We start from the raw sequence: 26,523 nt of genomic DNA, 5'->3' as shown, positions 1-26,523 counted from the left end.
GGTACTGCAGGGGGGACCCTGTGGGAGAGTAGGACGCCGCCGAACAATTTTTGGGAGAACCCCGCACCGGAAACGGTGCGGGGTTTTCTGCGTTTAGGGTCATTGTATGAGCTATGAACTGGTTGTCTTCGACAATGACGGTGTCCTCGTCGACAGTGAGCCGATTTCCAATCGGCTGCTGGCCGCCTGTCTGACCGAGCTGGGGCACCCGACGTCGTACGAAGAGTCGCTGCGCGACTACATGGGGGGTGCGATGCACCGGGTTCACGATCTGGTGCTGGAGCGGTCCGGTCGGAGGCTTCCGGAGGACTTCGACGACGTCTTCCACCGGCGGGTCTTCGAGGCCTTCGAGCGGGAGCTGGAGCCCGTCCCCGGGGTCGTCGGTGTGCTGGAGAAGCTTGTTGCGGGCGGGGTGCCGTACTGCGTGGCCTCGTCAGGGAGTCATGAGCGGATCCGGGTGGGGCACCGGAGGACGGGGCTGGACCGGTGGTTCGACGACTCGCGCGTCTTCAGCTCGCAGGACGTCGGCCGGGGGAAGCCGGCACCCGACCTCTTCCTCCACGCGGCCGAGCGGATGGGGGTGGCGCCGGAGCGGTGCGTCGTCGTCGAGGACAGCCCGCTCGGCGTGCAGGCGGCCGCCGCGGCCGGGATGGACGTCTTCGGGTTCACCGCGATGACGCCGGCCGAGAAGCTGGCGGGGGCCACTCGACTCTTCGGTGGCATGGGGGAGTTGGCCGACCTGCTCGTATGACCCGAGGCAGCGGAGGCGCGCTGACATTTGTCATGCATAGCTCCGGACGGTTGTTCCTACTGCGGGACCGGGGCCGGCCGCGAAGCTGTACGCATGACGACGAACACGGGCACGGACATCCAGCGGCAGGGCAAGCGTCGTACCTTCGTCTCCTTTCTTCTGGACGTGGGGGTGCCGGTCGGGTCGTACTACCTCCTGAAGGGCGCGTTCGGGATGAGTTCCGTCGCGGCGCTCGGCTGGAGCAGTGTCGTGCCGGTGCTGCGGACCGGGTGGGGGCTGGCCCGGCACCGTGAGGTGAACGGGCTGCCCGTGCTCATCCTCCTGGTGAACCTCGCCGGGCTGCTGCTCAGCTTCGGGACGGGGGACGCGCGGCTGCTGCTGGTGAAGGACAGCGCGATCGGCAGTGTGGTGGGGATCGCGCTGCTGGCGTCCGTGCTGACCGGGCGGCCGATGATGACGGCCAACCTCAAGCCGTGGCTGCTCAGGGGCGATGACCGGCGGGAGGCCGCCTGGGAACGGTTGCGGCGCGAGTCGCCGGCGTTCCGGCGGGCGGAGCTGCGGTTCACCGCGGTGTGGGGCGGGGCGTTCGTCGGGGAGTGCGCGGTGCGGGCCGTGGGTGCCTACACGGTGCCGGTCGACACGATGGTCTGGCTCGGGACGGTCGTCATGGTCGCCACGATGGTGCTGGCGTTCGTGGTCAGCGGTGCCCTGGGTGCCGGGCCGATGGCGCACATGATCGGCGCTGCCGTCGCCTCGGCCTCCGGGCCCGAATCCGGAACGGTCTCCAGCCCCGTCTCCCGTCCTGCCTTCGCCGGGCTCGGTGAAGTTGAGGGGAATTCACCTTTGGCGGGATCTACCCACCGGTAAGCCGGGGCCCTACGCTCGCCGCCATGACAGATGTGCTGCGGCGCGGCAGGGCCTCTCTGGCGTTCGGGTTCTTCGCGCAGGGCGTCGCCTTCGCTCTGCTCGTGACGCGTATCCCGGCCATCCAGGACCGGTACGGCGTCTCCGACGCGCTGCTGCCGGTCTTCCTGGCCGCCGTGCCGGTCCTCGCCGGGGCGGGAAGCGTGGCGACGGAGCGGCTGGTGCGGCGGGTACGGCCCAGTCGGGTGCTGCGCTGGTCCCAGCCCGTGGTGCTGCTGGCGTTGCTCGGCGCCGGCGCGGGGGACCGGGTGGCGGAGCTGGCCGTGGCGCTGGCGGTGTTCGGGCTGGCGGTGGGGGCGCTGGACGCCTCGATGAACATGCTCGGGGTGAGCCTGCAGCGGGCGTACGGGCGCAGCATCATGCTCGGGTTCCACGCGGCCTACAGTCTGGGCGGGATCCTGGGGGCCTCGCTGGCGTGGGCGGGGGCGCACTGGGAGCTGGCGCTGTGGGTGTCGTACCTCCCGGTGGTGGCCGTGCTGTTGCCGGCCGCGCTGGTGGGGAGCCGGTGGTACGTCGACGGGGAACGGGCGGGTTCCGGGGCGGAGGCGCCGGCGGGCGGGGGCGGGGGCGGGGGTGCGAGCGTCGGCTTCGCGGTGCTGCTGCCGCTGTGTCTGGTGATGACGTTCGCGTACATCGGGGACTCGACGGTCTCCAACTGGAGCGCGAAGTACCTCCAGGACGTGCTGGGGAGTTCGGAGCAGCTGGCGACCGTTCCGTACAACGTGTACATGGTGACGACGCTGGTGGGGCGGGCGGTCGGGGACTTCGGGGTGCGGCGGCTGGGGGCCGCGGCGGTGGTGCGGGGCGGGGCGGTCGTCGCGGCGGGCGGGTTCGCGGTGGTGGCCGTGGCGCCGGGGGCGTGGGTGGGGATGCTCGGGTTCACGCTGCTGGGGCTGGGGTTGTGCGTGCTGGTGCCGCAGACGTTCGCGGCGGCTGGGCGCTTGTTCCCCGGGGCGTCGGATGCGGCGGTGGCGCGGCTCAACGTCTTCAACTACGTGGGTTTCCTGGTCGGTTCGCCGCTGGTGGGTGCGCTCGGGGATGCCTGGAGCTACCGCGGTGCCATGTTGGTGCCGATGGTGTTGGTGCTGGTGACGGTGGTGTACGCCAGGTCGTTCGAGGCTCGGTCGGACCGATACGGTGGCGGGCATGAGCGGCCGCGCACAGCTGATGTGGGACGAGGCAGTAACGGGCTATGACTTCGGTCCGGGCCATCCGATGGATCCGGTCCGGCTCTCCCTGACGCGGGGGCTGGTCGGTGCCCTGGGGCTCGACCGGGAGGTGGAGGTCGTCGCGGCGAAGGCGGCCGGGGAGTCGACGCTGCGGCTCGTCCACCGGGAGGACTACATCGACGCCGTGAAGGCGGCCTCGGCGGATCCGGGCGCGGCGGACCCGTCGTACGGGCTGGGGACGATGGACGATCCGGCCTTCGCGGGGATGCACGAGGTGTCGGCGCTGATCGCCGGGCAGTCGGTGGGGGCGGCGGAGGCGGTGTGGCGCGGGGACGTGCTGCACGCGGTGAACTTCGCGGGCGGGCTGCACCACGCGATGCCGGGGGCGGCATCGGGGTTCTGCGTGTACAACGACGCGGCGCTGGCGATCGCGCGGCTGCTGGAGCTGGGGGCCGAGCGGGTCGCGTACGTGGATGTGGACGTGCATCACGGGGACGGAGTGCAGGCGGCGTTCTGGGAGGACCCGCGGGTGCTGACGATCTCGTTGCACGAGCATCCGCGGTCGCTGTTCCCGCAGACGGGGTGGCCGGAGGAGACCGGGGCCGACCGCGCGGAGGGCTCGGCCGCGAACGTGGCGCTGCCGGCGGGGACCGGGGACGCCGGGTGGGTGCGGGCGTTCCACGCGGTGGTGCCGGAGCTGATCGCGGACTTCCGGCCGCAGGTGCTGGTGACGCAGCACGGGGCCGACACGCACTTCGAGGATCCGCTGGCGCATCTGGCGGTGTCCCTGGACGCGCAGCGGGCCGTGCAGGTGGCGTGCCACGAGCTGGCGCACGAGTACGCCGACGGGCGGTGGGTGGCGCTGGGCGGGGGCGGCTACGCGGTGGTGGACGTGGTGCCGCGGTCGTGGACGCATCTGGTGGGGATCGCGGCGGGGCGGCCGGTGGAGCCGGAGACGGTGATTCCGGAGGGGTGGCGGCAGGAGGTGTTCGCGCGGACGCGGCAGTTGGGGCCGATGCGGATGACCGACGGGCGGTGGCCGGTGTCGTGGGCGTCGTGGGAGGCGGGGTACGACCCCGCGGACCGGCTGGACCAGGCGGTGGTGGCGGCTCGTCGGGCGGTGTTTCCGTTGCGGGGACTGTTGGCATGACGGGACTGTCGGCATGACGGGACTGTCGGCATGACGGGACTGTTGGCATGACGGGGGTGTCGGGCGGCGTGCGGTTCTGGCGTGCCGGCCTGCCCGACGGGGAGGCCGGCCGCCGGGTACGAGCCGTCAGCGGTCCCGGTCGGGGCCTGCGGTCTTTCCGGCACCCGGACGCCGTCGGAGACGACGAAGGACGGCGGCCGGCACACCGCCCCTTCCGGGCACGAGCTCGAGCGGGCGGCGTGACCGGGGCCCCATGCCCGTCCTCGTACCCGACAAAGGCGGTGCGGGGGATGTCGGGTGGACGGGGACGGTGTCACCGCACGATGGGGGCATGGACGACACGACCCTGGTATCCCGTTTCCTCCGCGACGGCTTCGTGAAGGTGGAGGGCGCCGTCGCGCCGCGCGTGGCCGCGGACTGTGCGCGGCTGCTGTGGCGGGAGACGGGCTGCGACCCGGACGACCCCTCGACGTGGACGCGCCCCGTGCACTGGGTGGGCGGCATGGCGCAGGGGCCGTTCGCCGCCGCGCCCAACTCCCCGGCCCTGCATCATGCGTACGACCTGCTCGTCGGCGCGGGACGCTGGGAGCCGCGCTACTCGCTGGGCACGTTCCCGCTGCGCTTCCCGCACGAGGAGGAGCCGGACGACGCGGGCTGGCACATCGAGGGCAGTTACCTGCCGGAGGGCGAGAGCTGGTACTTCACGAACCTGCGTTCCCAGGGCCGGGCGCTGCTGATGCTGTTCCTGTTCAGCGAGGTCGGTGAGGAGGACGCCCCGACCCGGATCCGGGTCGGCTCGCACCTCGACGTGCCGAAGGTGCTGGAGAAGTACGGGGAGGACGGGGCGAGCGGGCTGGTCCTCGCCCCCGATCTGGTGGCGGCGTCCGACCACCGGCCGCTCGCCCTCGCCACCGGATCCCCGGGTGACGTCTTCCTGTGCCATCCGTTCCTGGTGCACGCGGCGCAACCGCACCATGGTGAGCGGCCGCGCTTCATGGCCCAGCCGCCGCTGATGCCGGCCTCGCCGTACGAACTGGAACGGGCCGACGGCGCGTACTCGCCCGTGGAGATCGCGATCCGCCGGGGGCTGGGGCAGGACAGCCCCGGTCCGGACGGGGACGGGTAACGGCACCTGCCACGGTGTCGGGGGGACGTGCTGCACGGCCGTCGTCGGCAAGACGGTCGTGAAAGGAGAAGAGGAAGGAGGCCGGGCATGCTGGAGCGGCTGAACCAGGCCATGGAGCACATCGAGCGCCATCTCGACCAGGACCTCGACGTGGCCGGGCTGGCACGCATCGCGGCCACCTCGGAGCACCACCTGCGCCGGATGTTCTCCGCGCTCGCGGGCATGCCGCTGTCGGAGTACGTCCGGCGCCGCCGGCTCACCCTCGCGGGCGCCGAAGTACTCGCGGGGCGTGAGACGCTGCTGGAGATCGCGGTGCGCTACGGCTACGGCTCCGGCGAGGCGTTCGCGCGGGCGTTCCGTGCCATGCACGGCATCGGACCGGGCGAGGCCCGGCGTACCGGCGCCGCGCTCAACTCCCAGCCCCGGATGGCCTTCCGCCTCACCATCGAGGGGAGCAGCAGCATGCGGTACCGCGTCGTGGACAGGGCGGACTTCACCGTCGTCGGGTTCAAGACCCGGGTGCCGCTGGTGCACACGGGCCCGAACCAGGCGATCATGGACTTTGTCCGGGGGAGCGACCCGAGGGCTCTGGAGAGCCTGGAGAAGCTGTCGGACCAGGAGCCGCACGGCATCGTCGCGGTCTGCGACGGCGTGGACCCCGGCCGCGCCGAAGGCACCGAACTCGATTACCACCTCGGCGTGATCACCTCCGCGGCCGCGCCGGCGGGCACGACCACGTTGGCCGTCCCGGCCGGCACCTGGGCGGTCTTCACCACCTCCGGGCCGGTACCGGGGGCCATCCAGGAGCTGTGGCGGGACGTGTTCACCGAGTGGTTCCCGTCGAACCCGTACCGCACCCGCACCGGACCTGAGATCCTGCGCACCCGCCTGTCGCCGGAGAAGACCGAGGCCGACGCCGAACTGTGGCTCCCGGTGGAGCCCGAGCACGGCTGAGCACGGCGGCGCGCCCCCGGACAGGCGTGCGCGGACCCTTCGGGGCCGGCCTTTCGTGTCGGCCGAGGCGCTCCGCCCGCAGGCGTCTCCCCGGGCAGTCTCTATCGCCGCCTCCCGGGGTTCCCTGCACGCCGACCGCCTCACCATCCGGTGCCCGTGGCCAGGGCGGCGTGGGCCGTGGAGGGTTACGCCGGTCGTGGGTGGATTTCTGGGTTCCGCGGTGCGGGGGCGGGTGGGTCCGGCAGCATCGGGTGGGTGCTGAGCCGTGGAGCTCTTCGGGCTCACCTTCTGGATGCCCGTCTCGCCGGGGTCGTGGCCACCTCTCGCGAGGCGAGTCTGCGGAGTTACCGGTTGTTCGCCGCGCGGGATCCGCGGGTGCTCATCGGGATCGACCCGGAGGGCGAGTGGGGGCAGCGGGACGTGCTCGGGCTGATGGCGCGCAGGTGCGGTGTTTCGGCCGACCCACTGCATGTTTCGGGCCAAGATGTGATCGACCCAGAGCGGACACTGACCGCTCTGGACGCCTTCGCCGGGCGCCTCGCCGCGGTGGCCGAGCGTCGCGCTCCGGTGCTCCTCGGCACCGGGCACCCGCATCGGCTGCTCGGTTTCTACGTCGCACTGGCCGACGCCCTGTCGGCGGCGGGATGTGCCGTCCTCACCCCGGCGCAGGGTCATCGTGTCGACATAACGACCCGGTTCGGTCTACGCACCCACCGCCTCGAGTACGTCCGAGGAGTCGCGTTGGTGCGGGAAGCCGGCTCGGAACGCCCCGGTTGTGAGCCCGGCGCACACACCCACTCGCCGCTCCCGGTTCGGACCGCGCTGGACATGGCGGCCGAGGCCGGCGGACCACTTCCGGAGTTGGTGATCGGGGACCACGGCTGGGTCTGCGGAGCAGGTCAGCTGGGGTTCGAGGCCATCGGGCCGGGCGATGTGAACGACCCCGCGCTCTTCGTGGGGGAGGCCGAGGGGCTGGTGTCCGTCGTCGTTCCGCTTGATGACGGTGTGCGGCCCGAGTACTACCGGCCCCTCATCCCCTACGTACTCAATCGGGCGTGTCTGTCCCAGTAGGACGCCGATGGATGCACCTCTTCCCCATTCGCATCACCCGCACCTACATTGGGGAGTGAGCACGCAGCGACGAAGAGTCACCGGAAGGGGAAGCCGGTGGCCGTCGAGTGCGGAAGGTTCAGGTGTGTCATGGCTGCAGCTGGCGAAAGGCCTCTGAACGAGGTTCAGTTCCTTACCGTGGCGGAGGTCGCCTCGGTGATGCGCGTGTCCAAGATGACCGTGTACCGGTTGGTGCACAGCGGTCATCTGCCCGCGATCCGGGTGGGACGGTCGTTCCGCGTCCCGGAGCAAGCGGTTCACGAGTACCTCCGCGAGAGCTACGTGGGGGTGGAAACGGCCTGACGGCGGCCCGGGTGGGGGCCGTGGTGCTTCCACGGCCCCCCCCCGGCCCCCCGGGACCCCCAGGGCTCCCGGCCACCTCGATTACGACCTCAGCGCTCGGGCGGGTAGGCTAGCCCCTCGTAGGTCGTGTGGGCCCATGGCGCCCAAACAACCGAGTGATGAGAAGTGAGCGAGGGTAGTCGTGGGCTCTGTTATCAAGAAGCGGCGCAAGCGGATGGCCAAGAAGAAGCACCGCAAGCTGCTCAAGCGCACGCGCGTTCAGCGTCGCAACAAGAAGTAAGCGACGCTGCGCCGTCGGCGTGTCCTGTGGCCCCCCACCGCATCCGGTGGGGGGCCACGGTCGTATCCGGGGTCCGTCGGGTCCGCGGTGAGCGCGGATTCTCGTCACGTCCCGCATCCGGCGGTCATCACAGCGCAACACCGACCGGCTAAGTTGGCCCGCAGGCGGGGAACGCGGCAGGCTACGGAGTAGGGCGAAAGGAAGGCGCTGATCTTGGGCAAGGTCGTGCTCGTCACCGGAGTGGCCCGTCAGCTGGGGGGCCGGTTCGTCCGGCGGATCCAGCGTGACCCCGACGTGGACCGGGTCGTGGCCGTGGACGCCGTCGCGCCGGAGCACCATCTGGGCGGCGCCGACTTCGTCCAGGCCGACATCCGGCAGTCGGCCATCGGGCGGGTGCTGGCGGGGACGGGCGCCGACACGGTCGTCCACATGGACGTCACGGGCACCCCGCTGGGCAGCGGCAGCCGCACGTCGGTCAAGGAGACCAACGTCATCGGCACGATGCAGCTGCTCGGCGCCTGCCAGAAGTCCCCGACCGTGAAGCGGCTCGTGGTCAAGTCCAGTACGAACGTCTACGGTTCCGCGCCCCGCGACCCGGCCGTCTGCACCGAGACCACCGCGCCCAAGTCGCTGCCCAGCGGCGGTTTCGCCAAGGACGCCGTGGAGGTCGAGGGGTATGTGCGGGGCTTCGCGCGCCGGCGGCCGGACGTCGCGGTGTGCGTGCTGCGGTTCGCCAACATCCTGGGCCGGAGCGCGGACACGCCCCTCGCGTCGTACTTCGGGCTGCCGGTGCTGCCGACGGTGTTCGGCTACGACCCGCGGCTGCAGTTCGTGCACGAGGACGACGTGATCGAGGTGCTGCGGATCTCCTCGCACGAGCCGCGGCGCGGGACCTTGAACAGCGGCACCTTCAACATCGCCGGCGACGGTGTCCTGCTGCTCTCCCAGTGCTCGCGCCGGCTGGGGCGCCCCACGGTGCCGCTGCTGCTGCCGGCGGTCACCTGGGCGGGCACCCTCGTGCGTACGCTGGGGATGACGGACTTCTCCCCGGAGCAGATCCGGCTGCTCACCCACGGGCGGGTCGTGGACACCACGCAGATGCGCGAGACCCTGGGCTTCAGACCGAAGTACACGACGGCCGAGACGTTCGCGGACTTCGTGCGCGGCCGCGGCCCGGGGCTGCTGCCGCCCCAGGCCCTCGCGGGGGCCGTGGACCGGATCGCGGAGCTGTCCCTGCGGGGCAGCGGCCACCTCCCGACGCAGAGCGCCAACTGAGGAGCGCGACAACGATGGCGGACGCCAAGGTCATTCCGTTCGACGACGACCGGTCCCGGGGGAGCGGCGGGAGCGCGGGACAGCGCCCGGCGCGGCGCCGTGGCGGGGGGAGCCGGCGCACGGGCGGCGCGGCGGAGCCCGTGCCGGTGCGCGAGGTGCAGCCGTTGCCCGTCCGCGGGGCGGCGCGGGACGAGGGTGCCGTGCCCGGCGGGCCGGAGGGGCCCGGCGGGGAGGCGCGGGCCCAGGGCTCCGACAGCGGCCTCGAGCGGCGTGTCGCGGCCGGCCTGGCCTTCCTGCGGCGCCGTCTCACCGGCGACTACGAGGTCGACGACTTCGGCTACGACGCCGAACTCACCGACCAGGTGCTGATGTCGCTGCTGCGCCCGGTGTACGAGAAGTACTTCCGGGTCGAGGTGAAGGGCGTGGAGAACATCCCGGACCAGGGCGGCGCGCTGATCGTCGCCAACCACTCCGGGACACTGCCGCTGGACGGCCTGATGATGCAGGTCGCCGTGCACGACCACCACCCGGCCGGCCGGCACCTGCGGCTGCTGGCGGCGGACCTGGTGTTCGTGCTGCCGGTGGTCAACGAGCTGGCCCGCAAGCTCGGCCACACGCTGGCGTGTGCGGAGGACGCGGAACGGCTGCTGGCCCAGGGGGAGCTGGTCGGGGTGATGCCGGAGGGGTTCAAGGGCATCGGCAAGCCGTTCAGCGAGCGGTACAAGCTGCAGCGCTTCGGGCGCGGCGGCTTCGTGTCGACGGCCCTGCGGCAGGGGGCGCCGATCATTCCGTGCTCGATCGTCGGCGCGGAGGAGATCTACCCGATGATCGGGAACGCGAAGACCCTGGCGCGGCTGCTGGGTTTCCCGTACTTCCCGTTGACGCCGACGTTTCCGTGGCTCGGTCCGCTGGGTGCGGTGCCGCTGCCGACGAAGTGGACGATCCAGTTCGGTGAACCGATCCCCACGGACGGTTATCCGCCGGAGGCGGCCGAGGATCCGATGCTGATGTTCAACCTGACGGACCAGGTCCGGGAGCAGATCCAGCACACGCTCTACAAGTTGCTGGTGCAGCGGCGGTCGGTGTTCTTCTGAGTCCTTCGGTGTTCTGGGGTCGCTGAGTTCTCTGAGTTTTCTGGGTCCTTCCGAGTCCTTCCGAGGGTGGGCCGCGTACGGCGGTGAGGTGTCCCGGGGGAGGGACACCCCACCGTGTCAGTCCGCGTCCTCGCCATGGAAGCCCAGGCCGGGCAGCAGGCCGGGGAGGAGGGGCGGGAGGGTGACGTCCGGCCTCGGGGGCGGTGTGCTGCTTCCGGGGGACGGGGAGGCACTGCCGCCGGTCTTCGGCGGGTCGATCAGGCCGCCGGTGTCGCCGTCGAGCAGACCGTCGTCGGCGCTGCGGGAGGCGGCCGGTTCGCTGGGGCCGCCGCTGCCGGTGTGCGCGCCGTCGGACGGGCTGCCGCTGCCGGTGCCGGGGGACGCGGAGCGTCCGGTGCCGGGCGCCTCGGTCGTCGTCGGGCCGGGACTGCTCCCCGGTCCGTCGCCGCCGGGGGCGTCGTCCTGGGCCGGTGACCTCGGCAGCAGGGACTCCAGCGGGGCGACGTCCTCCTCTATGGCGTCGAACACCGACGACACCTCTTCGCTGACGTCCCCGAGCTGCACGGGCAGCCGTTCGCGCAGGGCGCCCCAGGTCTCCCGGTGCGAACGGGAGAAGGTGGAGAGCGCCTGCATGGGGGCGAGGGAGTCGGGGTCGTGGGCGTAGACGGCGCTGAGCAGGCGGTGACCCTCGGACGCGTCGTGCCGCATGCCGGACAGGGCGCGGCGGATCTCGCCGAGGGACTCGTGGTCGAGGGAACCGCCGCGGTCGCGTTCCATGAGGCGTCGGGCCTCGTTCAGCCGGGTCGACGCGAGGTCGAGGTAGGCCCGGCCGCGTTCGTCGTCGCCGTCGGCGAGTCCGAGCCGGAAGTCCTCTATGCCGCGCTTGAGGCCGTAGAGCGAGTCACCGGGCAACGCGTCCGAACTGGCAGCGGCGACTCCGCCGAAGGCTCCGGCGGCGACAGTCACGCCCAGTCCGCCCGCGGTGAGGCCCTTGGCCAGCCGTGAGCGCGGCCGGAATTTTCCCAGCGAGGTCGCCCGATGGGCGCCTCGGGCCCGGCGCTGCTCGGGCACCGTAGGGTCCGTCGCCCCGCCGCCCGCGGTGCCCTCCTGCATCATGGCCTCGAACGCGGCCACCAGCTGGGCCCGCTGGACGACCTTGACCTCGGGATCCAGTTCCGGCCGGGGCAGCGTCTCCAGGCCGGCGGCGAGGGACAGCAGACGTCCCTGTCCGGTCTGCTCCGCGACGGCCCCGGCGGATGCCGGTCCTTCGGACTGCTCGGCCGCCGCCCCGGGATCGGACTGCTCCTCCAGAGCCTGGGCGAAGGCGTTCGCCCGCCGGTGCGCCGATACGTTCGCGATCACTGGCGGCACCTCCTCTCGTCATGACGGTCGACTCCCCAGGGGGTCCTGAGGGTTGCACGCCCCGGACGGAACCACGCGAACGCGTGGTCGGAGCCGGTCGGGGAGTGACCACAGGGAGCCTGCATCCCGCACAACGAGCGGCGCGGCACTTGGGTTACGGACGACGGAGGACCGGACCGTGGGGCCAACTGACTTCGACCGAGGGTGACTTGATGAATGCGCAGAGTGGTGACACCTCGGGGGTGCCGGGGGCTCAGCGGGTGTCGTCCGGCAGCAGTCGGGCGAGGGTGCGGACGGCTCGGTACTGGAGGGTCTTGATGGCACCCTCGTTCTTACCCATGACGCGGGCGGTCTCGGCGACCGAGAGGCCCTGGAGGAAGCGGAGGGTGACGCACTCCTGCTGCTGCGGGTTGAGCCGCCGTACGGCGTCGAGCAGGGCGGCGTTGGAGAGTGATTCGAGGACGGAGTCCTCGGGGGACCGCTCGACCTCGTTGGCGTCGAGCATCTCGCCGGTGGTGACCTCCAGCCGGAAGCGGCTGGACTTGAAGTGGTCGGCGACGAGGTTGCGGGCGATGGTCACGAGCCAGGCGCCGAAGTCGCGGCCCTGCCAGGTGAAGGTGCCGATGCGCCTGAGGGCCCGCAGGAAGGTCTCGCTGGTCAGGTCCTCGGCGGTCGCCTTGCCGCCGACGCGGTAGTAGATGTAGCGGTAGACGGTGTCGCTGTACTGGTCGTAGAGCCGCCCGAACGCGTCGGCCTCGCCGGCCTGGGCCCGTTCGACCAGGTCCATCATGCGGGCGCTGTCGCTGTCCGCGGCGGGGCGGCGGTGGGTGGCGGCGGCCCCGGACGAGGACGAGCGCGCGCGTCTGCCGACGGCGGCGCCCTCGGCCAGTGCATAGCACGGGCCGACGGGGGCGGTGGCCGCGGCGAGGGCGGGGACGGCGTACGCGGTGGGGACGAAGCCGCGCAACAGGTCTTGGGCTGATTTGACCGTTGCGCGCAGCGTAGCCAGGCCCGAGGCGTCAACCCCGACGTGTGGGTACACGGGACTCCCAGAGGCAGAGCTTCCATCACGTGCAGTACGGAACCATTCACCCGTCGTAGCGAAGGTGGGGTGCCGGATTGCGTCTGAGGAGAATAACGCTTCGTACAGGTGCTGCTACGCCCAGTTGCTCAAATCATCGATTGCGTCGCTTCTGTAGCCGGATGGCGCCCGGTCGGGTGCTGCAGATTGATCGATTGACGACCGGAACAGTTCGGGTTCGTGGTGACTACAGTGCGTGTTGTGCTCGATGTGAAAGAAGGGGACTGAAGAGGGCCCCTCGGGGGTAGGCCGGACAGGTTGGCGGCGCGCCGCCGGTGTCACCGGCCGGTGTCGTCGGCCGGAGTCAGCGGCGGCGGCGGTGCAGCGCGATGGCCGCCGCGGTGCCGCCCGCCACCGCGCCCACGCCCGCCGCGGCCGGGATGCCGACCTTGGCCGCCTTGCGGCCCGTGCGGTAGTCGCGCAGCCGCCACTCCAGCTCGCGCGCGTGCTTGCGCAGTTTGGCGTCGGGATTGATCGCGTACGGATGGCCGACCAGCGACAGCATCGGGATGTCGTTGTGGGAGTCGCTGTAGGCGGCGCAGCGGGACAGGTCCAGGCCCTCGGCCGCCGCCAGCGCCCGTACCGCCTCGGCCTTGGCGGGGCCGTGCAGCGGCTCGCCGACCAGCTTGCCCGTGTAGACGCCGCCGATCGACTCGGCCACCGTGCCGAGCGCGCCGGTCAGGCCCAGGCGGCGGGCGATCACCTGGGCGATCTCCACCGGGGCGGCCGTGACCAGCCAGACCTTCTGGCCGGCGTCGAGGTGGGCCTGGGCGAGCGCCCGGGTGCCCGGCCAGATCCGCTCGGCCATGTACTCGTCGTAGATCTCCTCGCCGATCGACTTCAGCTCGGAGACGCGGTGGCCCTTGACGATGGACAGCGCGGAGTCGCGGGCGTCCTGCATGTGCTCCGGGTCCTCGATGCCGGCGAGCCGGAACCAGGCCTGCTGCCAGGCGAACCGGGCGAGGTCGCGGGTCTCGAAGAACTTGCGCTTGTACAGGCCCCGGCCGAAGTGGAAGAGCGCGGCGCCCTGCATCACGGTGTTGTCGAGGTCGAAGAAGGCGGCGGCGCGGTCGTCACCGGGGACGGGAAACTCGGGTTCCCCGCCCGGGACGGCGTCGGGGAGGTCCTGGGTGGACTTGCGGGCGGCCTCCGCCGAGGCCTCGCCTGCCAACACGCTCCGCGCCGTGGCGGAGCGCCTACGGGGGGTGAGCCATCCGAGAGCGGCCATGCCTGTGAGCATAGCCAGTTTGTTCTGGGGCTTCGGAGCCGAGAGGCCGGGGGGTCGTGAACTCTGGACGACCGTGTCGTTAAACGGCCGGGCCGGCGGGCGCGTCGGGTCGCCGGCCCCGCGGGCGGCCCGCTCGCCGGCGAAGGGCCCGTGGCCGGCCGGGGCCGCGCGAGAATGGCGGGCATGAGTCCCCTCTTCCGCCGCAGGGCCCCGCAGGCGCCCGGGGCCCACGAGACCGCCGAGCACCCGCCATCCCCTCAGCACTCCGAGAACCATCTCGTCACCCTCATCCGCAAACCCGGCTGTCATCTGTGTGATGACGCACAGCTCGTCATCGAGAAGGTGTGTGCCGAGCTCGGTGTCCCCTGGGAGGGGAAGGACATCACCGAGGACCGCCGGCTCCACGACCAGTACTGGGAGCAGATCCCGGTCGTCCTGATCGACGGCAGGCAGCACACCTTCTGGCGTGTGAACGAGGAACGCCTGCGCAGGGCACTGACCGATCAGTACAAGTAGTCCGGATGGTCGCTTAGGATCGATGGCGACATGGTCTCGGGGGCGTTGATCGTGAGGAGTGTGAGCGACTTTGCCCCCGATGGGCGAGGAACGCAGGCGCGTGTGCGCCGGTTCCCGGTTCGTGCGCCGAAGGCGCGTGACCCCGGTCACGTTGGCCGGGCAAATCGGACACCATCTTTGTGCACGCGTTCACAAAGACATAGCCTGCATTCGACGGGGCGGTCACGTAGGGACGTATGACCGCCTACAGCCCCGCTCTACCCGCAGGAGCACCGTGGCAACTGGCCGAACACACCGACCGGCGACCCGCAGCCGAGGGATTCCCGAGGCCACCGTCGCCAGGCTTCCGCTGTACCTCCGAGCCCTGACCGCACTGTCGGAGCGCTCGGTCCCCACGGTCTCCTCCGAGGAGCTGGCGGCCGCGGCGGGAGTCAACTCCGCGAAGCTGCGCAAGGACTTCTCCTACCTCGGCTCCTACGGGACCCGGGGCGTCGGCTACGACGTCGAGTATCTCGTCTACCAGATCTCGCGCGAACTGGGGCTCACCCAGGACTGGCCGGTCGTGATCGTCGGCATCGGCAACCTCGGGGCCGCGCTCGCCAACTACGGCGGGTTCGCGTCCCGCGGTTTCCGCGTCGCCGCGCTCATCGACGCCGACCCGGGCATGGCCGGCAAGCCCGTCGCGGGCATCCCCGTGCAGCACACCGACGAGCTGGAGAAGATCGTCCGGGAGGACGGCGTCTCGATCGGTGTGATCGCGACCCCCGCCGGTGCCGCCCAGCAGGTCTGCGACCGGCTCGTGGCCGCCGGTGTCACCTCCATCCTGAACTTCGCGCCGACCGTGCTGAACGTCCCCGAGGGCGTCGACGTGCGCAAGGTCGACCTCTCCATCGAGCTGCAGATCCTCGCCTTCCACGAGCAGCGCAAGGCCGGTGAGGAGGCCGCGGCCGACGCCGTACCGCCGGTCGCCGCCCGCAAGCAGCCCTCCGCCGACCAGGGACCCGACGGGGACGTGCCCGCCGTGATGCCGGCATGAGCCTCCTCGTCGTCGGACTGAGTCACCGCAGTGCCCCCGTCAGCGTCCTGGAGCGCGCCTCGCTGAACGCGGACGCGCAGTCCAAGCTGCTGCAGGACACCGTCGCCGCCGAACCGGCCGCCGAGGCCGCGCTGCTGGCCACCTGCAACCGCATCGAGCTGTACGCCGACGTGGACAAGTTCCACGCCGGTGTCGCCGAGCTGTCCACGCTGCTCGCCCAGCACAGCGGGGTCGGCCTGGACGAGCTCACTCCTTATCTTTATGTGCACTACGAGGACCGGGCCGTCCACCACCTGTTCTCGGTGGCCTGCGGGCTCGACTCGATGGTGGTCGGCGAGGGCCAGATCCTCGGCCAGATAAAGGACTGCCTGGCCCGCGCCCAGGACCTGCACACCGCCGGACGGCTCCTCAACGAGCTGTTCCAGCAGGCGCTCAGGGTCGGCAAGCGCGCCCACTCCGAGACCGGCATCGACCGCGCCGGGCAGTCCCTGGTCACCTTCGGCCTGGAGCAGCTCGCCGCGGGAGCCGACGTCCAGAGCTGGGCGCGGGGCAAGAAGGCCCTGGTCATCGGCGCCGGGTCGATGTCCTCCCTGGCCGCCGCCACGCTGGCCCGTGCCGGGGTCGCCGAGATCGTGGTCGCCAACCGCACCTTCGAGCGGGCCGAGCGGCTCGCCCTCCTGCTCGAAGAGCAGTACGGACAACGCCTGACCGAGGGCGACGACACGGACGTGCTGGCCCGCGCGGTACCGATGGACGCGGTGCCGGCCGAGCTGACACGTGCCGACGTGGCCGTCTCCTGCACCGGGGCGACCGGGCTGGTCCTCACGGCCGACGCCGTGGCGGCGACGGTGGAGGGCCGCACCGGCGCGCCCGCCGCCGCCCGTCCGGCCGCGGACACCGGCCCCGCCGAGACACGGCACGGTGCCGAAACGCCTCTGCCGGGCGCCGGAACCGACGAGAACTGCCCGCTGGACCTGTCCTCCGTACCGACCGGCTTCTCCGTCATGGGGGAGGCCGCCGTGGCCGGCATGGACGCGGCGACGCTGGAGCAGCACGGGGCCTGGGCCGCCGGCGGCACCGCCGTGGACCGGCCGCGCGAGGCGGGACGGCCGGGGCCCGAGGCGGACGCCGAGCTGATCGGCGCGCTCGCCGCGACGGCCGCGAGCGTCGGCCGGATCCCCGAGCGCCGCCGGCCCGAGCCGGTCGCCGAGGTGCCGCGCCCGCGGCCCGTGCTCTTCCTCCTCGACCTCGCCATGCCGCGCGACATCGACGCCGCCGTGCACCGGCTGGCCGGGGTGCGCCTGGTGGACATCGAGTCGCTCGCCGAGGCCTCGGCCGACGCACCGATGGCCGCCGACGTCGACATGGTCCGCCGGATCGTCGCCGACGAGGTCGCGGCCTTCGGCGCCGCCCAGCGGGCCGCGCACATCACGCCCACCGTCGTCGCGCTGCGCAGCATGGCCGCCGACGTCGTGGCCGGCGAGATGGCCCGCCTCGAAGGGCGGCTGCCGGGCCTGGACGACAAGCACCGCGCCGAGATCACCCAGACCGTCAAGCGTGTGGTCGACAAGCTGCTGCACGCGCCGACGGTCCGGGTCAAGCAGCTCGCCGCCGAGCCCGGCGGCGCCGGGTACGCGGACGCGCTGCGCACCCTGTTCGACCTCGACCAGGAGACGGTGGCCTCCGTCTCGCGGACCGAGAACAGCACTGAGAAGAACCGAGGGCCGGCATGACTGAGAAGGCACTGAGACTGGGGACGAGGCGAAGCAAACTCGCCATGGCCCAGTCCGGGCAGGTGGCGGATGCCGTGAGCCAGGTGACCGGCCGGCCCGTTGAGCTCGTCGAGATCACCACGTACGGCGACACGTCCCGCGAGCACCTGGCCCAGATCGGCGGCACGGGCGTGTTCGTCGCCGCGCTGCGCGAGGCCCTGCTGCGGGGTGACGTGGACTTCGCGGTTCATTCGCTCAAGGACCTCCCCACCGCACAGCACGAGGGCCTGGTCCTGGCGGCCACCCCCGTGCGCGAGGACCCGAGGGACGTCATCGTCGCCCGGGACGCGCGGAAGTTCACCGACCTGCCCAGCGGGGCGCGCATAGGCACCGGCGCACCGCGCCGCATGGCCCAGCTGAACGCGTACGCCCGCGCGCACGGGCTGGAGATCGAGACGGTCCCGATCCGGGGCAACGTCGACACCCGCATCGGGTACGTCCACAGCGGCGAGCTCGACGCGGTCGTGCTGGCCGCCGCCGGACTGAACCGCGTCGGACGCATCGACGAGGTGACCGACTTCCTGTCGGTCGACACGGTTCTGCCCGCCCCCGGCCAGGGGGCACTGGCGATCGAGTGCACCGCGGACAACACGGAGCTCATCGCCGCGCTCGCCGAGCTCGACGACCCGTTCACGCGGGCCGCCGTAACGGCCGAGCGGTCACTGCTCGCCGCCCTGGAAGCCGGCTGCAGCGCCCCTGTGGGCGCGCTGGCCGACCTCTTGGCCGACGGGCAGACTGTCAAGGAAATGCGCCTGCGCGGCGTCGTCGGCACGACCGACGGCTCGACGCTGGTGCAGCTGTCCACCACCGGTCCCGTGCCCCGGACGCACGAAGCGGCACTGGCACTCGGTCGCGAACTCGCCACCGAGATGCTCGCCCAGGGCGCGGCCGGTCTGATGGGGGAGCGAGCACATTGAGCCCCACCACCTTTCCCGCCTGTCCGGAACACGGGCACGTCACCTTCCTCGGTGCCGGACCCGGAGATCCGGGACTGCTGACTCTGCGCGCCGTGGAGGCGCTGGCGAACGCGGACGTCCTCGTCGCCGAGCACGAGGTGCTCGACGTCGTACGGACGCACGCGAGGCAGGGCGTCGCCGAGGTGCACACGGATACCGATCCGTCGGATCCGGGCGCAGGCACGCCCCAGCTGACGGTCGTTGACGGCGCGTCAATGACCGGCGGCGTCCCCGCTGTGCGGGATGCCGCACATCTTGTCATGGAGGCCGCGCGGGGCGGCAGGCGGGTCGTGCGTGCGGTGACCGGGGACCCCGGGCTCGACACGTGCGCCGCCGAGGAGATGCTCGCGTGCGCCGCGGCCGGGGTGCCCTTCGAGGTCGTCCCGGGCATCGCGAACGCCGTGGGCGTGCCCGCGTACGCCGGTGTGCCGCTGCGGGACACCGAGGGCGCCGACGTGCGGTTCGTGGACGCCCGTACGGCGTCGGACCGCTGCTGGACCGAGGTGGGCGCCTCCGACGGGACGGTCGTGGTGTCGACGACGCTGGACTCGGTGGCCGCGGCCGCCGGTGAGCTGGTGTCGGCCGGCCGCAAGCCGGACACCCCGCTGACGGTGACCATCGCCGGTACGACGACGCGGCAGCGCACCTGGTCGGCGACGCTCGGCACGGTCGCGCAGACGCTGAAGCAGGCCAAGGTGCTGCCGTCCCCGGACGGCGGTCGCCCGGTGATAGCCGTGGTCGGCGAGCGCAGCGCCCCCGCCCGGCGTGACCAGCTGTCGTGGTTCGAGTCCAAGCCGCTGTTCGGCTGGAAGGTCCTCGTGCCGCGCACGAAGGAGCAGGCGGCGTCGCTCTCCGACCAGCTGAGGTCGTACGGCGCCGTGCCGCACGAGGTGCCGACCATCGCGGTCGAGCCCCCGCGCACCCCGCAGCAGATGGAGCGGGCGGTCAAGGGCCTGGTGACGGGCCGCTACGAGTGGATCGCGTTCACCTCGGTCAACGCGGTGCGGGCGGTCCGGGAGAAGTTCGAGGAGTACGGGCTCGACGCCCGCGCCTTCGCGGGGATCAAGGTCGCCGCGGTGGGCGAGCAGACCGCCAAGGCGCTGATCGCCTTCGGCGTGAAGCCGGACCTGGTGCCGAGCGGTGAGCAGTCGGCCGCCGGTCTGCTGGAGGACTGGCCGCCGTACGACCCGGTCTTCGACCCGATCGACCGCGTCTTCCTGCCGCGGGCCGACATCGCCACGGAGACCCTGGTCGCCGGGCTGATCGACCTGGGCTGGGAGGTCGACGACGTCACCGCCTACCGCACGGTGCGCGCCTCGCCGCCGCCGGCCGAGACCCGGGAGGCGATCAAGGGCGGTGGTTTCGACGCGGTGCTGTTCACGTCGTCGTCCACGGTGCGGAACCTGGTCGGCATCGCGGGCAAGCCGCACAACGTCACGGTGATCGCGTGCATCGGTCCGGCGACGGCCAAGACCGCGGAGGAGCACGGGCTGCGGGTGGACGTGATGGCTCCCGAGCCGTCCGTCCACAAGCTGGCGGAGGCCCTGGCCGACTTCGGCCTGCGGCGCCGGGCGGCGGCGCTGGACGCCGGGGACCCGGTGACGCGGCCGAGCGAACGGCGGCCGGGGTCGCGGCGGCGGCGTACGTCGACGTGACGCCGTGAGGTGACGTGAGGTGAGGCGGGGGCGCTCTTCGGGGCGCCCCCGCTGCCGTCGGTGTGTGGAGCGTTTGCGGCCTCGGGGAAGCCTCGGGGAACATCGGTACGGCGATCGGCGCTGAGAACGATCATGGCTCCGGTGTGAGCGTGCTGACCCGGTTCTCGTACTCGCGGCGGGCCTTGCGCTGGGCGGGGATCGCGCGGAGGCCGTGGCCGCCGTCGAGCGGCTGGCAGCGGGCGAGGAACTGTCGGTGCGCGGAGGGGACGGCGGTGCCGCGCAGGGGGTAGCCCCGGCCGCGCCGTACGGTCACACCTTGGTCGAGCGCGGCCCGCTCGGTGGGGTCCAGCCCGGCGGTGCGGAGGAAGTCGGCGACCTTGCCCGGCGTGTCGAGGGTGACCGGCAGCTCCGGCGAAGGAACCTCTTCGACGACGGCTGTGCGGATCGCGCCTCGGCTGACGTCGTGGTCGCGGGCGAGGGCGGCGATCGAGCGGCCCTCCAGGCACGCGGCGCGGACGGTGTCGGCCCTGTCGGCCGCCACGGCGGGGCGGCGTCCGCCCTTGTTGTCCTTGGCCTCGGCGGCGCGCAGTCCGTCGTAGGTCAGCTCCCGCTGGAGGTCGCGCTGGAGTCCGCCGGCTCCGGCGAGGGTCTGCACCATGAACTTCACGGTGGACAGCAGCTCTCCGGTGCGCGGGTGGCGGGCGGTGAGGTCCATGGCGGAGAACGCTCCGTCGTGGATGCGCAGGGCGAGCTGGTCGCGGTGCAGGACGTCGAGGATGTGCTGGTTGCCGCGTACGAGGCGGAGCAACTCGGAGATGTGCACGGTGCCGCCCGGCCGCGCGTAGGCAAGCAGCTCGCGGAACTTCGGCCGCTGGAGCGGGTGGAGGCGGCCGGAGGTACCCGGGTCCTCCTCGAAGACGACCGGGTCCTCGATCTCCGCCTCGGCGAGGACGGGATCCTGACGGGCGGTGGACCGCTGGTCGGTCGCCCCCCCTCTTGCAGACGGGATTGGTCCCGCTGTTCCCCGCTTCTGCCGCCGCATCGGACCTCGGGTGTCATCTCACCCTGTCGTCAGCCACCATCGGATCTCATTGGAGCGGAGCCGCCGTCAGGTCCCGAAACCACTGGGTTCATCGGACGACTGCCGCCCCTGTCGTCATTCGATCGTTTGACGACAGGACCGTCATGGTGAGCGTGGCCGGAGTCGGCCGGGGATCATCAGTCGCGCGAGTGTGGCGCGAGGGCCTGGGACGTGGCTGCCCAGGAGGCGAGGAGCCGCAGGCCCGCCTCGGAGGCCGAGCCGGGTTCGGCGGTGTAGATGGTGAGTGTGAGACCCGGGGCGGCGGCCATCTCCAGGCCCTCGTAGGCGAGGGTGAGGTCGCCGACGGTGTGGTGGTGGAAACGCTTGGTGCCGGTGCCGTGGTGGCGGACGTTGTGGGCGCCCCAGCGGGTGCGGAAGTCGTCGCTGCGGGTGGACAGCTCACCGACGAGGTCGTGCAGGCCCTTGTCGTGGGGGCTGCGGCCGGCTTCGGTGCGCAAGATGGCCACGGCGATGTCAGCGGCCTGCTCCCAGTCGGGGTAGAAACGGCGCGAGGCGGGGTCGAGGAACTGGAAGCGGGCCAGGTTCGCCTGGTTGCCAGCCGAGGCGTAGACGTCGGCGTAGAAAGCGCGGGCGAGCTCGTTGGTGGCGAGCAGGTCCATGCGGCCGTTGCGCACGAAGGCGGGGCCGGCGGTGACGGCGTCCAGGACCCACTGCAGGCTCCGGTGCGCCCTCCACTGCGCGGTGCGGCGCCGGGGGCGGGCGAGGGCGTCGGAGCCGTCGGCGGCGTGAGCGAGGTTCAGCAGGTGAGCGCGCTCGGCGTCGTCGAGCTGTAGCGCGCGGGCGACGGCTTCGAGGACGGCCGGGGAGACGCCGGCGAGGTTGCCGCGCTCCAGTTTGGCGTAGTACTCCACGCTCACATCGGCGAGCGCGGCGACCTCGCTGCGGCGCAGGCCCGGTACCCGTCGGCGGCTCCCGGAGGGCAGGCCGGCCTGCTCGGGAGTGATCTTGGCTCGCCGCGAGGTCAGGAACTCGCGGACCTCTTCACGGTTGTCCACGCCTTCGACGGTACGTCCCGCCCGCGCCCATAGGGATGTACTGGCGGTACACCCCTTGATGGTGTCTCGCTCCCCGCGCGAAGAGCGGGTTACCTGGATGACGTGGTGCTTTTCGCCCGGTCACCGCGATGGGGTCTTGCACCTGGCCCTGCACTCGGCGACGGCCCCGGTCTTCGGGATCGCCCGCTCCGGCACGCGAAGGAAGCTCATCTATGCGCGGCGCAGTCATCCACGCCCCCGGCGACGTCCGTTTCGAGTCCCTGGAGGACCCGAAGCTGCTTCACCCCACCGACGCGATCATCCGCACGGCCGTCACCTGCGTGTGCGGCTCCGACCTGTGGCCCTACCGCGGCGCCGAGCCGATCGGCGACCCGCACCCGATGGGCCACGAGTACGTCGGCTTCGTCGAGGAGGTCGGCTCCGAGGTCACCGCGGTGAAGCCGGGGCAGTTCGTCGTCGGCTCGTTCGCCACCTCGGACAACACCTGTGCGAACTGCAAGAACGGTTTCCAGTCGAACTGCCTGCACCGCGCGTTCATGTCCACCTGCCAGGCCGAGTACGTGCGCATCCCCAACGCCCAGGGCACCCTGGTCGCCACCGACGAGATACCCGGCGAGGAGCTGTGGCCCGGTCTGCTGGCCGTCTCCGACGTGATGGGCACCGGCTGGTGGGCCGCGGACGCCGCCGAGGTCAAGCGGGGTTCGACCGCCGTGGTGGTCGGCGACGGCGCGGTGGGCCTGTGCGCGGTGATCGCGGCGAAGGAGATGGGCGCGGAGCGGATCATCGCCATGTCGCGGCACGAGTCCCGGCAGAAGCTCGCCCGGGAGTTCGGTGCCACCGACATCGTCACCGAGCGTGGCGACGAGGGCGTGGAGAAGATCAAGGAGCTGACCGGCGGGATCGGTGCCGACAGCGTCCTGGAGTGCGTGGGCACGGCCCAGGCCATGAGCCAGGCCCTGCGCTCCGCCCGGCCCGGCGGCAACGTCGGCTTCGTCGGTGTCCCCCACGAGGTCGCCGTCGACGGGCAGGAGCTGTTCTTCTCCCACGTCGGCCTGCGCGGCGGTCCCGCCCCCGTACGCCGCTACCTGCCCGACCTCATCGACCGCGTCCTCACCCGCCGGATCGACCCGGGCAAGGTCTTCGACCTCACCCTCCCCCTGGACCAGGTCGCCGAGGGCTACAGGGCCATGGACGAGCGCCGCGCCATCAAGACCCTCCTCATCCCCTGACCCCCTCCACCGCACAAGGAGCAACCATGCAGATCACCCGCAGCTCGCTCGACACCGTCAAGGGCCCGGCCGACTGGTTCACCGGCGACGTCTACATCGACCCGGTCGCCGCAGCCCCCGCCCCCTCCCGGGTCACCGCCTCCCTGGTGCACTTCATGCCCGGCGCCCGCACCCACTGGCACCGCCACCCGCTGGGCCAGACCGTCTTCGTCACCGAGGGCGTCGGCCTGTGCCAGCGCCGCGGCGGTCCCGTCGAGGTCATCCGGCCCGGCGACCGCGTCCTGTTCGAAGCGGACGAGGAGCACTGGCACGGCGCCGCCCCGAACCGGCTCATGGTCCACCTGGCCATCAACGAGGGCGACGACGACCACGCCGTCGTGCACTGGCTGAATCCGGTCACCGACGACGAGTACACCGCCGTCCCGGCCACCGACTGACCCCGCGGTCCGCCCGGCCCGGTGGCCGCACCGCCTCACCCGAAAGGCTCACCGTGACCACGTTCGCTCTCGTCGGCGCCGGCCCCGGCTTGGGGCTGGCCGCCGCCCGCCGGTTCGGCGCCGCCGGCCACCACGTCGCCCTCTTGTCCCGCAACGCCGATCACCTCGCCGCCCTGGTGGGCGAACTCGACGGTGAGGGCATCCGGGCGCGCGGCTTCACCGCCGACGTCCTCGACCCCGCCTCCCTGACCGCAGCCCTGGACACGGCGGCCAAGGAGCTGGGGCCGATCGAGGTCCTCCAGTTCAGCCCGGTGCCCCGCGGCGACTTCATGAAGCCGGTCCTGGAGACGACCGCCGCCGACCTGGAGGACCCGCTGGCCTTCTCCGTCAAGGGGCCGGTGACCTGTGTGCACGCCGTCCTTCCGGGGATGCGGGAGCTGGGCCGGGGCACGCTGCTGTTCGTCAACGGCGGCAGTGCCGTACGCCCGAACCCCAAGGTGGCCGGCACCTCGGTCGCGTTCGCCGCCGAGAGCGCCTACGCGGCGATGCTCCACGACGCTCTCGCGCCCGCGAACATTCACGCCGCCCAGCTGATCGTCCCCGGCGCGATCCGCCCGGACGCCGAGCACTCCAGCCCCGACGCGCTCGCCGAGCGCCTGTACGCCATCCACACCGAGCGCGGCGCCTTCCGGCACTACGCCGAGCCCATGCCCGCGTGACCACCTTCAAGACACCGCTCGTGAACTCCGCAGTCCGCCGCGGACTGGGCTGTGCCGCTTCGGTGGCCGTCCTGCTGCTGACCGTGACCGCCTGTTCCAGCGGGACGCAGGAGAGCGCCCCGGCCGCCACGCCCTCTGCCGCCGCCTCGGCGGGGCGACAGAAGCCGGTGACCTCCCCCTCTTCGTCCGCCTTTGGGAGGAGTACGTCCATGAACATCCGGGTCACCCTCGACGGCCGTCCCGTCGACGCCGTCCTGAACGACAGCCCCGCCGCCCGAGACTTCACCGCGCTGCTGCCGCTCACCCTGGACCTGAAGGACTTCCACGGCACCGAGCGGATCGCCTACCTGCCGCGCAGACTCGACACCGCCGGCGCCCCCGAACCGGTCGCGGCCACGGTCGGCGACATCGCCTACTACGCCCCCTGGGGCAACCTGGCCCTCTTCCACCAGGACGGGCCCGATCCCTCCCCGGATCTGCTCGTCCTCGGCCACCTCGACGTCAGCGCCGACCAGCTCGGCCGGGCGACCGGCATCACCATCGAAGCCGCCTCCTGACCCCCGGCCGCTCCCTCGCCGGCGCCAGCGCACCGGTTCCCCGCGGCACCGACCCACCTCCGGGCCCGACGCCTGCGGCCCGCCTCCCGAAGGGAGAACACACGTGAGCGTCACCTACGACTTCCACGGCAAGACCGCCTTCGTCACCGGCGCCGCCGGTGGCATCGGACGGGCCACCGCCCTCGCGTTCGCCCGCGCAGGCGCGCGGGTCGCCCTCGCCGACCTGTCCAGCGACGGCCTGCACGAAACCGCCCGCCTCGTCGACGCCACCGAAGGCGAAGCCCTCGCCCTCACCTGTGACGTCACCAGCGAGGACGACGTCCGAGCCGCGGTCGACCGGACCGTCGAGCGCTTCGGGAGCCTGGATGCCGCCTTCAACAACGCCGGCGTCGAGCAGCCCGTCCAGTCGGCCGCCGACACCGCCAAGAACGACTGGGACCGCATTCTCGGCGTCAGCCTCACCGGGGCGTTCCTGTGCACCCGCGCCCAGATCCGGCAGATGCTCAAGCAGGACGGCGGCGGGGCGATCGTCAACGTCTCCTCCGGCGCCGGGGTCAAGGGCTTCAAGGGGCAGGCCGCCTACGCCGCCGCCAAGCACGGGATCATCGGCTTCACCCGTTCCGCCGCCCTCGACCACGCCGCACAGGGCATCCGTATCAACGCCGTCTGCCCTGGGATCGTCGACACCGAGATGATCCGCCGCTTCGGCGACACCCGCCCCGGGGGCCGCGAAGGACTTGTCGCCGACGAACCCGTCGGCCGCCTCGGCACGCCCGAGGAGATCGCCTCCGCCGTGCTCTGGCTGTGCTCCGCCGACGCCGCCTTCACCACCGGCACCGCCCTCGTCGTCGACGGCGGCCAGACCACCTGAACCCTCCGGCACCCCGTCCGAAACCCCCGTCGCACCCCTGTCCGAGGAGACATCTCCATGAACCCCACCTACGACTTCACCGGCCAGGTCGCCTTCGTCACCGGAGCCTCCTCCGGCATGGGCCTGGCCACCGCCCGCGCCTTCGCCGAAGCCGGCGCCGCCGTCGGCCTCGCCGACATCGACGAGACAGCCGTCAAGGCCGCCGTGAAGGAACTCACCGACGCCGGACACCGGGCCCTCGCCCTGGTCTGCGACGTCACCGACGAGGACCAGGTCGCCGCCGCCGTCGACCGCACCGTGGAGACCTTCGGCCGCCTCGACATGGCCTACAACAACGCCGGGATCATGCCCCCGCCCACCGACGCCGCCGACGAGAGCGCCGAACAGTTCGACCGCGTCCAGAACATCAACCTGCGCGGCATCTGGGCGGCCATGAAGCACGAACTGCGCCACATGCGCGACCAGGGCAGCGGCGCCGTCGTCAACTGCTCCTCCCTCGGCGGCCTCGTCGGCAACCCCGGCCGCGCCGCCTACCACGCCACCAAGCACGGCGTGATCGGCCTGACCAAGAGCGCCGCCCTCGAATACGGCTCCCGCGGCGTCCGCATCAACGCGGTGTGCCCCGGCACCATCGCCACCCCCATGGTCGACGCCATGGTCGAAGGCGGCGAACTCGACCGCGCCCAGGCCGAAGCCGGCCAGGCCATCGACCGTCTCGGCACCGCCGACGAGATCGCCCAGGCCGTCCTGTGGCTCTCCAGCCCCGGCGCCAGCTACGTCACCGGCATCGCCCTGCCCGTCGACGGCGGCTACACCGCCCAGTAACCCCCTGCGCTGCCCTCAACCGAGAGGTCGTCCTCGTCCGACTCCG

At 72.0% G+C, this 26,523-nt stretch carries 27 protein-coding genes; 22 read left to right on the top strand and 5 right to left on the bottom strand.

Annotated features, from left to right (window positions below):
• Positions 1-106 precede the first annotated feature (106 nt).
• The 11 genes from ACIRFH_RS33090 to ACIRFH_RS33040 all read left to right on the top strand — a co-directional run bounded on the left by ACIRFH_RS33090 (position 107) and on the right by ACIRFH_RS33040 (position 10,136).
• Complete coding sequence (locus ACIRFH_RS33090) at positions 107-751, top strand: HAD family hydrolase (protein ID WP_403529119.1); 645 nt, start codon at positions 107-109, stop codon at positions 749-751.
• A 93-nt stretch (positions 752-844) separates the two neighbouring features.
• Positions 845-1,618: a VC0807 family protein gene (locus tag ACIRFH_RS33085; protein WP_403529116.1), complete on the top strand. Its 774-nt coding sequence runs from the start codon at positions 845-847 to the stop codon at positions 1,616-1,618.
• A gap of 23 nt (positions 1,619-1,641) precedes the next feature.
• Complete coding sequence (locus tag ACIRFH_RS33080) at positions 1,642-2,871, top strand: MFS transporter (RefSeq protein WP_403529113.1); 1,230 nt, start codon at positions 1,642-1,644, stop codon at positions 2,869-2,871.
• The gene (locus tag ACIRFH_RS33075) at positions 2,822-3,994 is read left to right on the top strand and encodes an acetoin utilization protein AcuC (RefSeq protein WP_403529110.1); all 1,173 of its coding nucleotides are present in this window, start codon (positions 2,822-2,824) and stop codon (positions 3,992-3,994) included. Before ACIRFH_RS33080 ends, ACIRFH_RS33075 begins: the two co-directional genes overlap by 50 nt.
• A 331-nt stretch (positions 3,995-4,325) precedes the next feature.
• Positions 4,326-5,120: a phytanoyl-CoA dioxygenase family protein gene (locus ACIRFH_RS33070; protein ID WP_403529107.1), complete on the top strand. Its 795-nt coding sequence runs from the start codon at positions 4,326-4,328 to the stop codon at positions 5,118-5,120.
• An 87-nt stretch (positions 5,121-5,207) separates the two neighbouring features.
• Entirely contained in the window at positions 5,208-6,074 is an 867-nt protein-coding gene (locus ACIRFH_RS33065) for a GyrI-like domain-containing protein (protein ID WP_403529104.1), read from the top strand.
• A gap of 255 nt (positions 6,075-6,329) precedes the next feature.
• The gene (locus ACIRFH_RS33060) at positions 6,330-7,145 is read left to right on the top strand and encodes a phosphatase (RefSeq protein ID WP_403529101.1); all 816 of its coding nucleotides are present in this window, start codon (positions 6,330-6,332) and stop codon (positions 7,143-7,145) included.
• A 129-nt stretch (positions 7,146-7,274) separates the two neighbouring features.
• Complete coding sequence (locus tag ACIRFH_RS33055; RefSeq protein WP_004984898.1) at positions 7,275-7,487, top strand: helix-turn-helix domain-containing protein; 213 nt, start codon at positions 7,275-7,277, stop codon at positions 7,485-7,487.
• Between the two features lie 181 nt (positions 7,488-7,668).
• Positions 7,669-7,767, top strand: coding sequence for a 30S ribosomal protein bS22 (locus ACIRFH_RS33050; RefSeq protein ID WP_003948845.1), 99 nt, complete (start codon positions 7,669-7,671; stop codon positions 7,765-7,767).
• Between the two features lie 213 nt (positions 7,768-7,980).
• On the top strand, positions 7,981-9,042 hold the full coding sequence (locus ACIRFH_RS33045; protein ID WP_403529098.1) for an NAD-dependent epimerase/dehydratase family protein: 1,062 nt from the start codon (positions 7,981-7,983) through the stop codon (positions 9,040-9,042).
• A gap of 14 nt (positions 9,043-9,056) precedes the next feature.
• Complete coding sequence (locus tag ACIRFH_RS33040) at positions 9,057-10,136, top strand: lysophospholipid acyltransferase family protein (RefSeq protein WP_403529095.1); 1,080 nt, start codon at positions 9,057-9,059, stop codon at positions 10,134-10,136.
• Between the two features lie 117 nt (positions 10,137-10,253).
• Here ACIRFH_RS33040 and ACIRFH_RS33035 read toward each other — a convergent pair whose 3' ends face one another.
• The 3 genes from ACIRFH_RS33035 to ACIRFH_RS33025 all read right to left on the bottom strand — a co-directional run bounded on the left by ACIRFH_RS33035 (position 10,254) and on the right by ACIRFH_RS33025 (position 13,807).
• Positions 10,254-11,498, bottom strand: coding sequence for a DUF5667 domain-containing protein (locus tag ACIRFH_RS33035; RefSeq protein WP_403529092.1), 1,245 nt, complete (start codon positions 11,496-11,498; stop codon positions 10,254-10,256).
• Positions 11,499-11,751: 253 nt separating this feature from the next.
• Positions 11,752-12,540 (bottom strand): ECF subfamily RNA polymerase sigma factor, BldN family, encoded by a 789-nt coding sequence (locus ACIRFH_RS33030; protein WP_403529089.1) that lies wholly within the window; start codon positions 12,538-12,540, stop codon positions 11,752-11,754.
• Between the two features lie 343 nt (positions 12,541-12,883).
• Entirely contained in the window at positions 12,884-13,807 is a 924-nt protein-coding gene (locus tag ACIRFH_RS33025; RefSeq protein ID WP_403529086.1) for an HAD family hydrolase, read from the bottom strand.
• A 174-nt stretch (positions 13,808-13,981) separates the two neighbouring features.
• Here ACIRFH_RS33025 and ACIRFH_RS33020 point away from each other — a divergent pair, with 174 nt between their 5' ends.
• From ACIRFH_RS33020 to ACIRFH_RS33000, 5 genes are all read left to right on the top strand, one after another.
• A complete protein-coding gene (locus tag ACIRFH_RS33020) occupies positions 13,982-14,323 on the top strand; it encodes a glutaredoxin family protein (protein ID WP_403529083.1) in 342 nt (113 codons plus the stop codon).
• A gap of 274 nt (positions 14,324-14,597) precedes the next feature.
• Entirely contained in the window at positions 14,598-15,359 is a 762-nt protein-coding gene (locus tag ACIRFH_RS33015) for a redox-sensing transcriptional repressor Rex (RefSeq protein WP_403529080.1), read from the top strand.
• Complete coding sequence (locus tag ACIRFH_RS33010) at positions 15,356-17,092, top strand: glutamyl-tRNA reductase (RefSeq protein WP_403529077.1); 1,737 nt, start codon at positions 15,356-15,358, stop codon at positions 17,090-17,092. The genes ACIRFH_RS33015 and ACIRFH_RS33010 overlap by 4 nt, the downstream gene beginning before the upstream one ends.
• Entirely contained in the window at positions 17,089-18,048 is a 960-nt protein-coding gene (gene hemC / locus ACIRFH_RS33005) for a hydroxymethylbilane synthase (RefSeq protein WP_403529074.1), read from the top strand. The genes ACIRFH_RS33010 and hemC overlap by 4 nt, the downstream gene beginning before the upstream one ends.
• Positions 18,045-19,742, top strand: coding sequence for a uroporphyrinogen-III synthase (locus ACIRFH_RS33000; RefSeq protein WP_403529071.1), 1,698 nt, complete (start codon positions 18,045-18,047; stop codon positions 19,740-19,742). The genes hemC and ACIRFH_RS33000 overlap by 4 nt, the downstream gene beginning before the upstream one ends.
• Positions 19,743-19,872: 130 nt before the next feature.
• On the opposite strand, the gene ACIRFH_RS32995 is transcribed toward ACIRFH_RS33000, so the two are convergent.
• Both ACIRFH_RS32995 and ACIRFH_RS32990 read right to left on the bottom strand, forming a co-directional pair.
• Entirely contained in the window at positions 19,873-20,784 is a 912-nt protein-coding gene (locus tag ACIRFH_RS32995; RefSeq protein WP_403529068.1) for a recombinase family protein, read from the bottom strand.
• 176 nt (positions 20,785-20,960) lie between these two features.
• Entirely contained in the window at positions 20,961-21,839 is an 879-nt protein-coding gene (locus ACIRFH_RS32990; protein ID WP_403529065.1) for a helix-turn-helix transcriptional regulator, read from the bottom strand.
• A gap of 212 nt (positions 21,840-22,051) precedes the next feature.
• Between ACIRFH_RS32990 and ACIRFH_RS32985 the strand changes: the two genes are divergently transcribed.
• The 6 genes from ACIRFH_RS32985 to ACIRFH_RS32960 all read left to right on the top strand — a co-directional run bounded on the left by ACIRFH_RS32985 (position 22,052) and on the right by ACIRFH_RS32960 (position 26,477).
• On the top strand, positions 22,052-23,068 hold the full coding sequence (locus tag ACIRFH_RS32985) for a zinc-dependent alcohol dehydrogenase family protein (protein WP_403529062.1): 1,017 nt from the start codon (positions 22,052-22,054) through the stop codon (positions 23,066-23,068).
• Between the two features lie 26 nt (positions 23,069-23,094).
• Complete coding sequence (locus ACIRFH_RS32980; RefSeq protein WP_403529060.1) at positions 23,095-23,505, top strand: cupin domain-containing protein; 411 nt, start codon at positions 23,095-23,097, stop codon at positions 23,503-23,505.
• Between the two features lie 53 nt (positions 23,506-23,558).
• Positions 23,559-24,224, top strand: coding sequence for an SDR family NAD(P)-dependent oxidoreductase (locus tag ACIRFH_RS32975; protein ID WP_403529058.1), 666 nt, complete (start codon positions 23,559-23,561; stop codon positions 24,222-24,224).
• Positions 24,225-24,433: 209 nt separating this feature from the next.
• Positions 24,434-24,781 (top strand): cyclophilin-like fold protein, encoded by a 348-nt coding sequence (locus tag ACIRFH_RS32970; protein ID WP_403529055.1) that lies wholly within the window; start codon positions 24,434-24,436, stop codon positions 24,779-24,781.
• A gap of 103 nt (positions 24,782-24,884) precedes the next feature.
• On the top strand, positions 24,885-25,652 hold the full coding sequence (locus ACIRFH_RS32965) for a glucose 1-dehydrogenase (protein ID WP_403529052.1): 768 nt from the start codon (positions 24,885-24,887) through the stop codon (positions 25,650-25,652).
• Between the two features lie 57 nt (positions 25,653-25,709).
• Positions 25,710-26,477 (top strand): SDR family NAD(P)-dependent oxidoreductase, encoded by a 768-nt coding sequence (locus ACIRFH_RS32960; protein WP_403529049.1) that lies wholly within the window; start codon positions 25,710-25,712, stop codon positions 26,475-26,477.
• Positions 26,478-26,523: the final 46 nt, after the last annotated feature.

The sequence above is a fragment of the Streptomyces sp. NPDC093586 genome, from assembly GCF_044764905.1.
Taxonomy (GTDB): Bacteria; Actinomycetota; Actinomycetes; order Streptomycetales; family Streptomycetaceae; genus Streptomyces.
This window is presented reverse-complemented; position numbering and strand designations above follow the sequence as displayed.

What these genes read in the sequence shown, in the direction of transcription:
- ACIRFH_RS33090 (WP_403529119.1), top strand. Translation starts at nt 107, where the DNA reads ATGAGCTATGAACTGGTTGTCTTCGACAATGACGGTGTCCTCGTCGAC.
- ACIRFH_RS33085 (WP_403529116.1), top strand. Translation starts at nt 845, where the DNA reads ATGACGACGAACACGGGCACGGACATCCAGCGGCAGGGCAAGCGTCGT.
- ACIRFH_RS33080 (WP_403529113.1), top strand. Translation starts at nt 1,642, where the DNA reads ATGACAGATGTGCTGCGGCGCGGCAGGGCCTCTCTGGCGTTCGGGTTC.
- ACIRFH_RS33075 (WP_403529110.1), top strand. Translation starts at nt 2,822, where the DNA reads ATGAGCGGCCGCGCACAGCTGATGTGGGACGAGGCAGTAACGGGCTAT.
- ACIRFH_RS33070 (WP_403529107.1), top strand. Translation starts at nt 4,326, where the DNA reads ATGGACGACACGACCCTGGTATCCCGTTTCCTCCGCGACGGCTTCGTG.
- ACIRFH_RS33065 (WP_403529104.1), top strand. Translation starts at nt 5,208, where the DNA reads ATGCTGGAGCGGCTGAACCAGGCCATGGAGCACATCGAGCGCCATCTC.
- ACIRFH_RS33055 (WP_004984898.1), top strand. Translation starts at nt 7,275, where the DNA reads ATGGCTGCAGCTGGCGAAAGGCCTCTGAACGAGGTTCAGTTCCTTACC.
- ACIRFH_RS33040 (WP_403529095.1), top strand. Translation starts at nt 9,057, where the DNA reads ATGGCGGACGCCAAGGTCATTCCGTTCGACGACGACCGGTCCCGGGGG.
- ACIRFH_RS33025 (WP_403529086.1), bottom strand. Translation starts at nt 13,807, where the DNA reads ATGGCCGCTCTCGGATGGCTCACCCCCCGTAGGCGCTCCGCCACGGCG.
- ACIRFH_RS33020 (WP_403529083.1), top strand. Translation starts at nt 13,982, where the DNA reads ATGGCGGGCATGAGTCCCCTCTTCCGCCGCAGGGCCCCGCAGGCGCCC.
- ACIRFH_RS33010 (WP_403529077.1), top strand. Translation starts at nt 15,356, where the DNA reads ATGAGCCTCCTCGTCGTCGGACTGAGTCACCGCAGTGCCCCCGTCAGC.
- hemC (WP_403529074.1), top strand. Translation starts at nt 17,089, where the DNA reads ATGACTGAGAAGGCACTGAGACTGGGGACGAGGCGAAGCAAACTCGCC.
- ACIRFH_RS32995 (WP_403529068.1), bottom strand. Translation starts at nt 20,784, where the DNA reads ATGCGGCGGCAGAAGCGGGGAACAGCGGGACCAATCCCGTCTGCAAGA.
- ACIRFH_RS32985 (WP_403529062.1), top strand. Translation starts at nt 22,052, where the DNA reads ATGCGCGGCGCAGTCATCCACGCCCCCGGCGACGTCCGTTTCGAGTCC.
- ACIRFH_RS32980 (WP_403529060.1), top strand. Translation starts at nt 23,095, where the DNA reads ATGCAGATCACCCGCAGCTCGCTCGACACCGTCAAGGGCCCGGCCGAC.
- ACIRFH_RS32970 (WP_403529055.1), top strand. Translation starts at nt 24,434, where the DNA reads ATGAACATCCGGGTCACCCTCGACGGCCGTCCCGTCGACGCCGTCCTG.
- ACIRFH_RS32960 (WP_403529049.1), top strand. Translation starts at nt 25,710, where the DNA reads ATGAACCCCACCTACGACTTCACCGGCCAGGTCGCCTTCGTCACCGGA.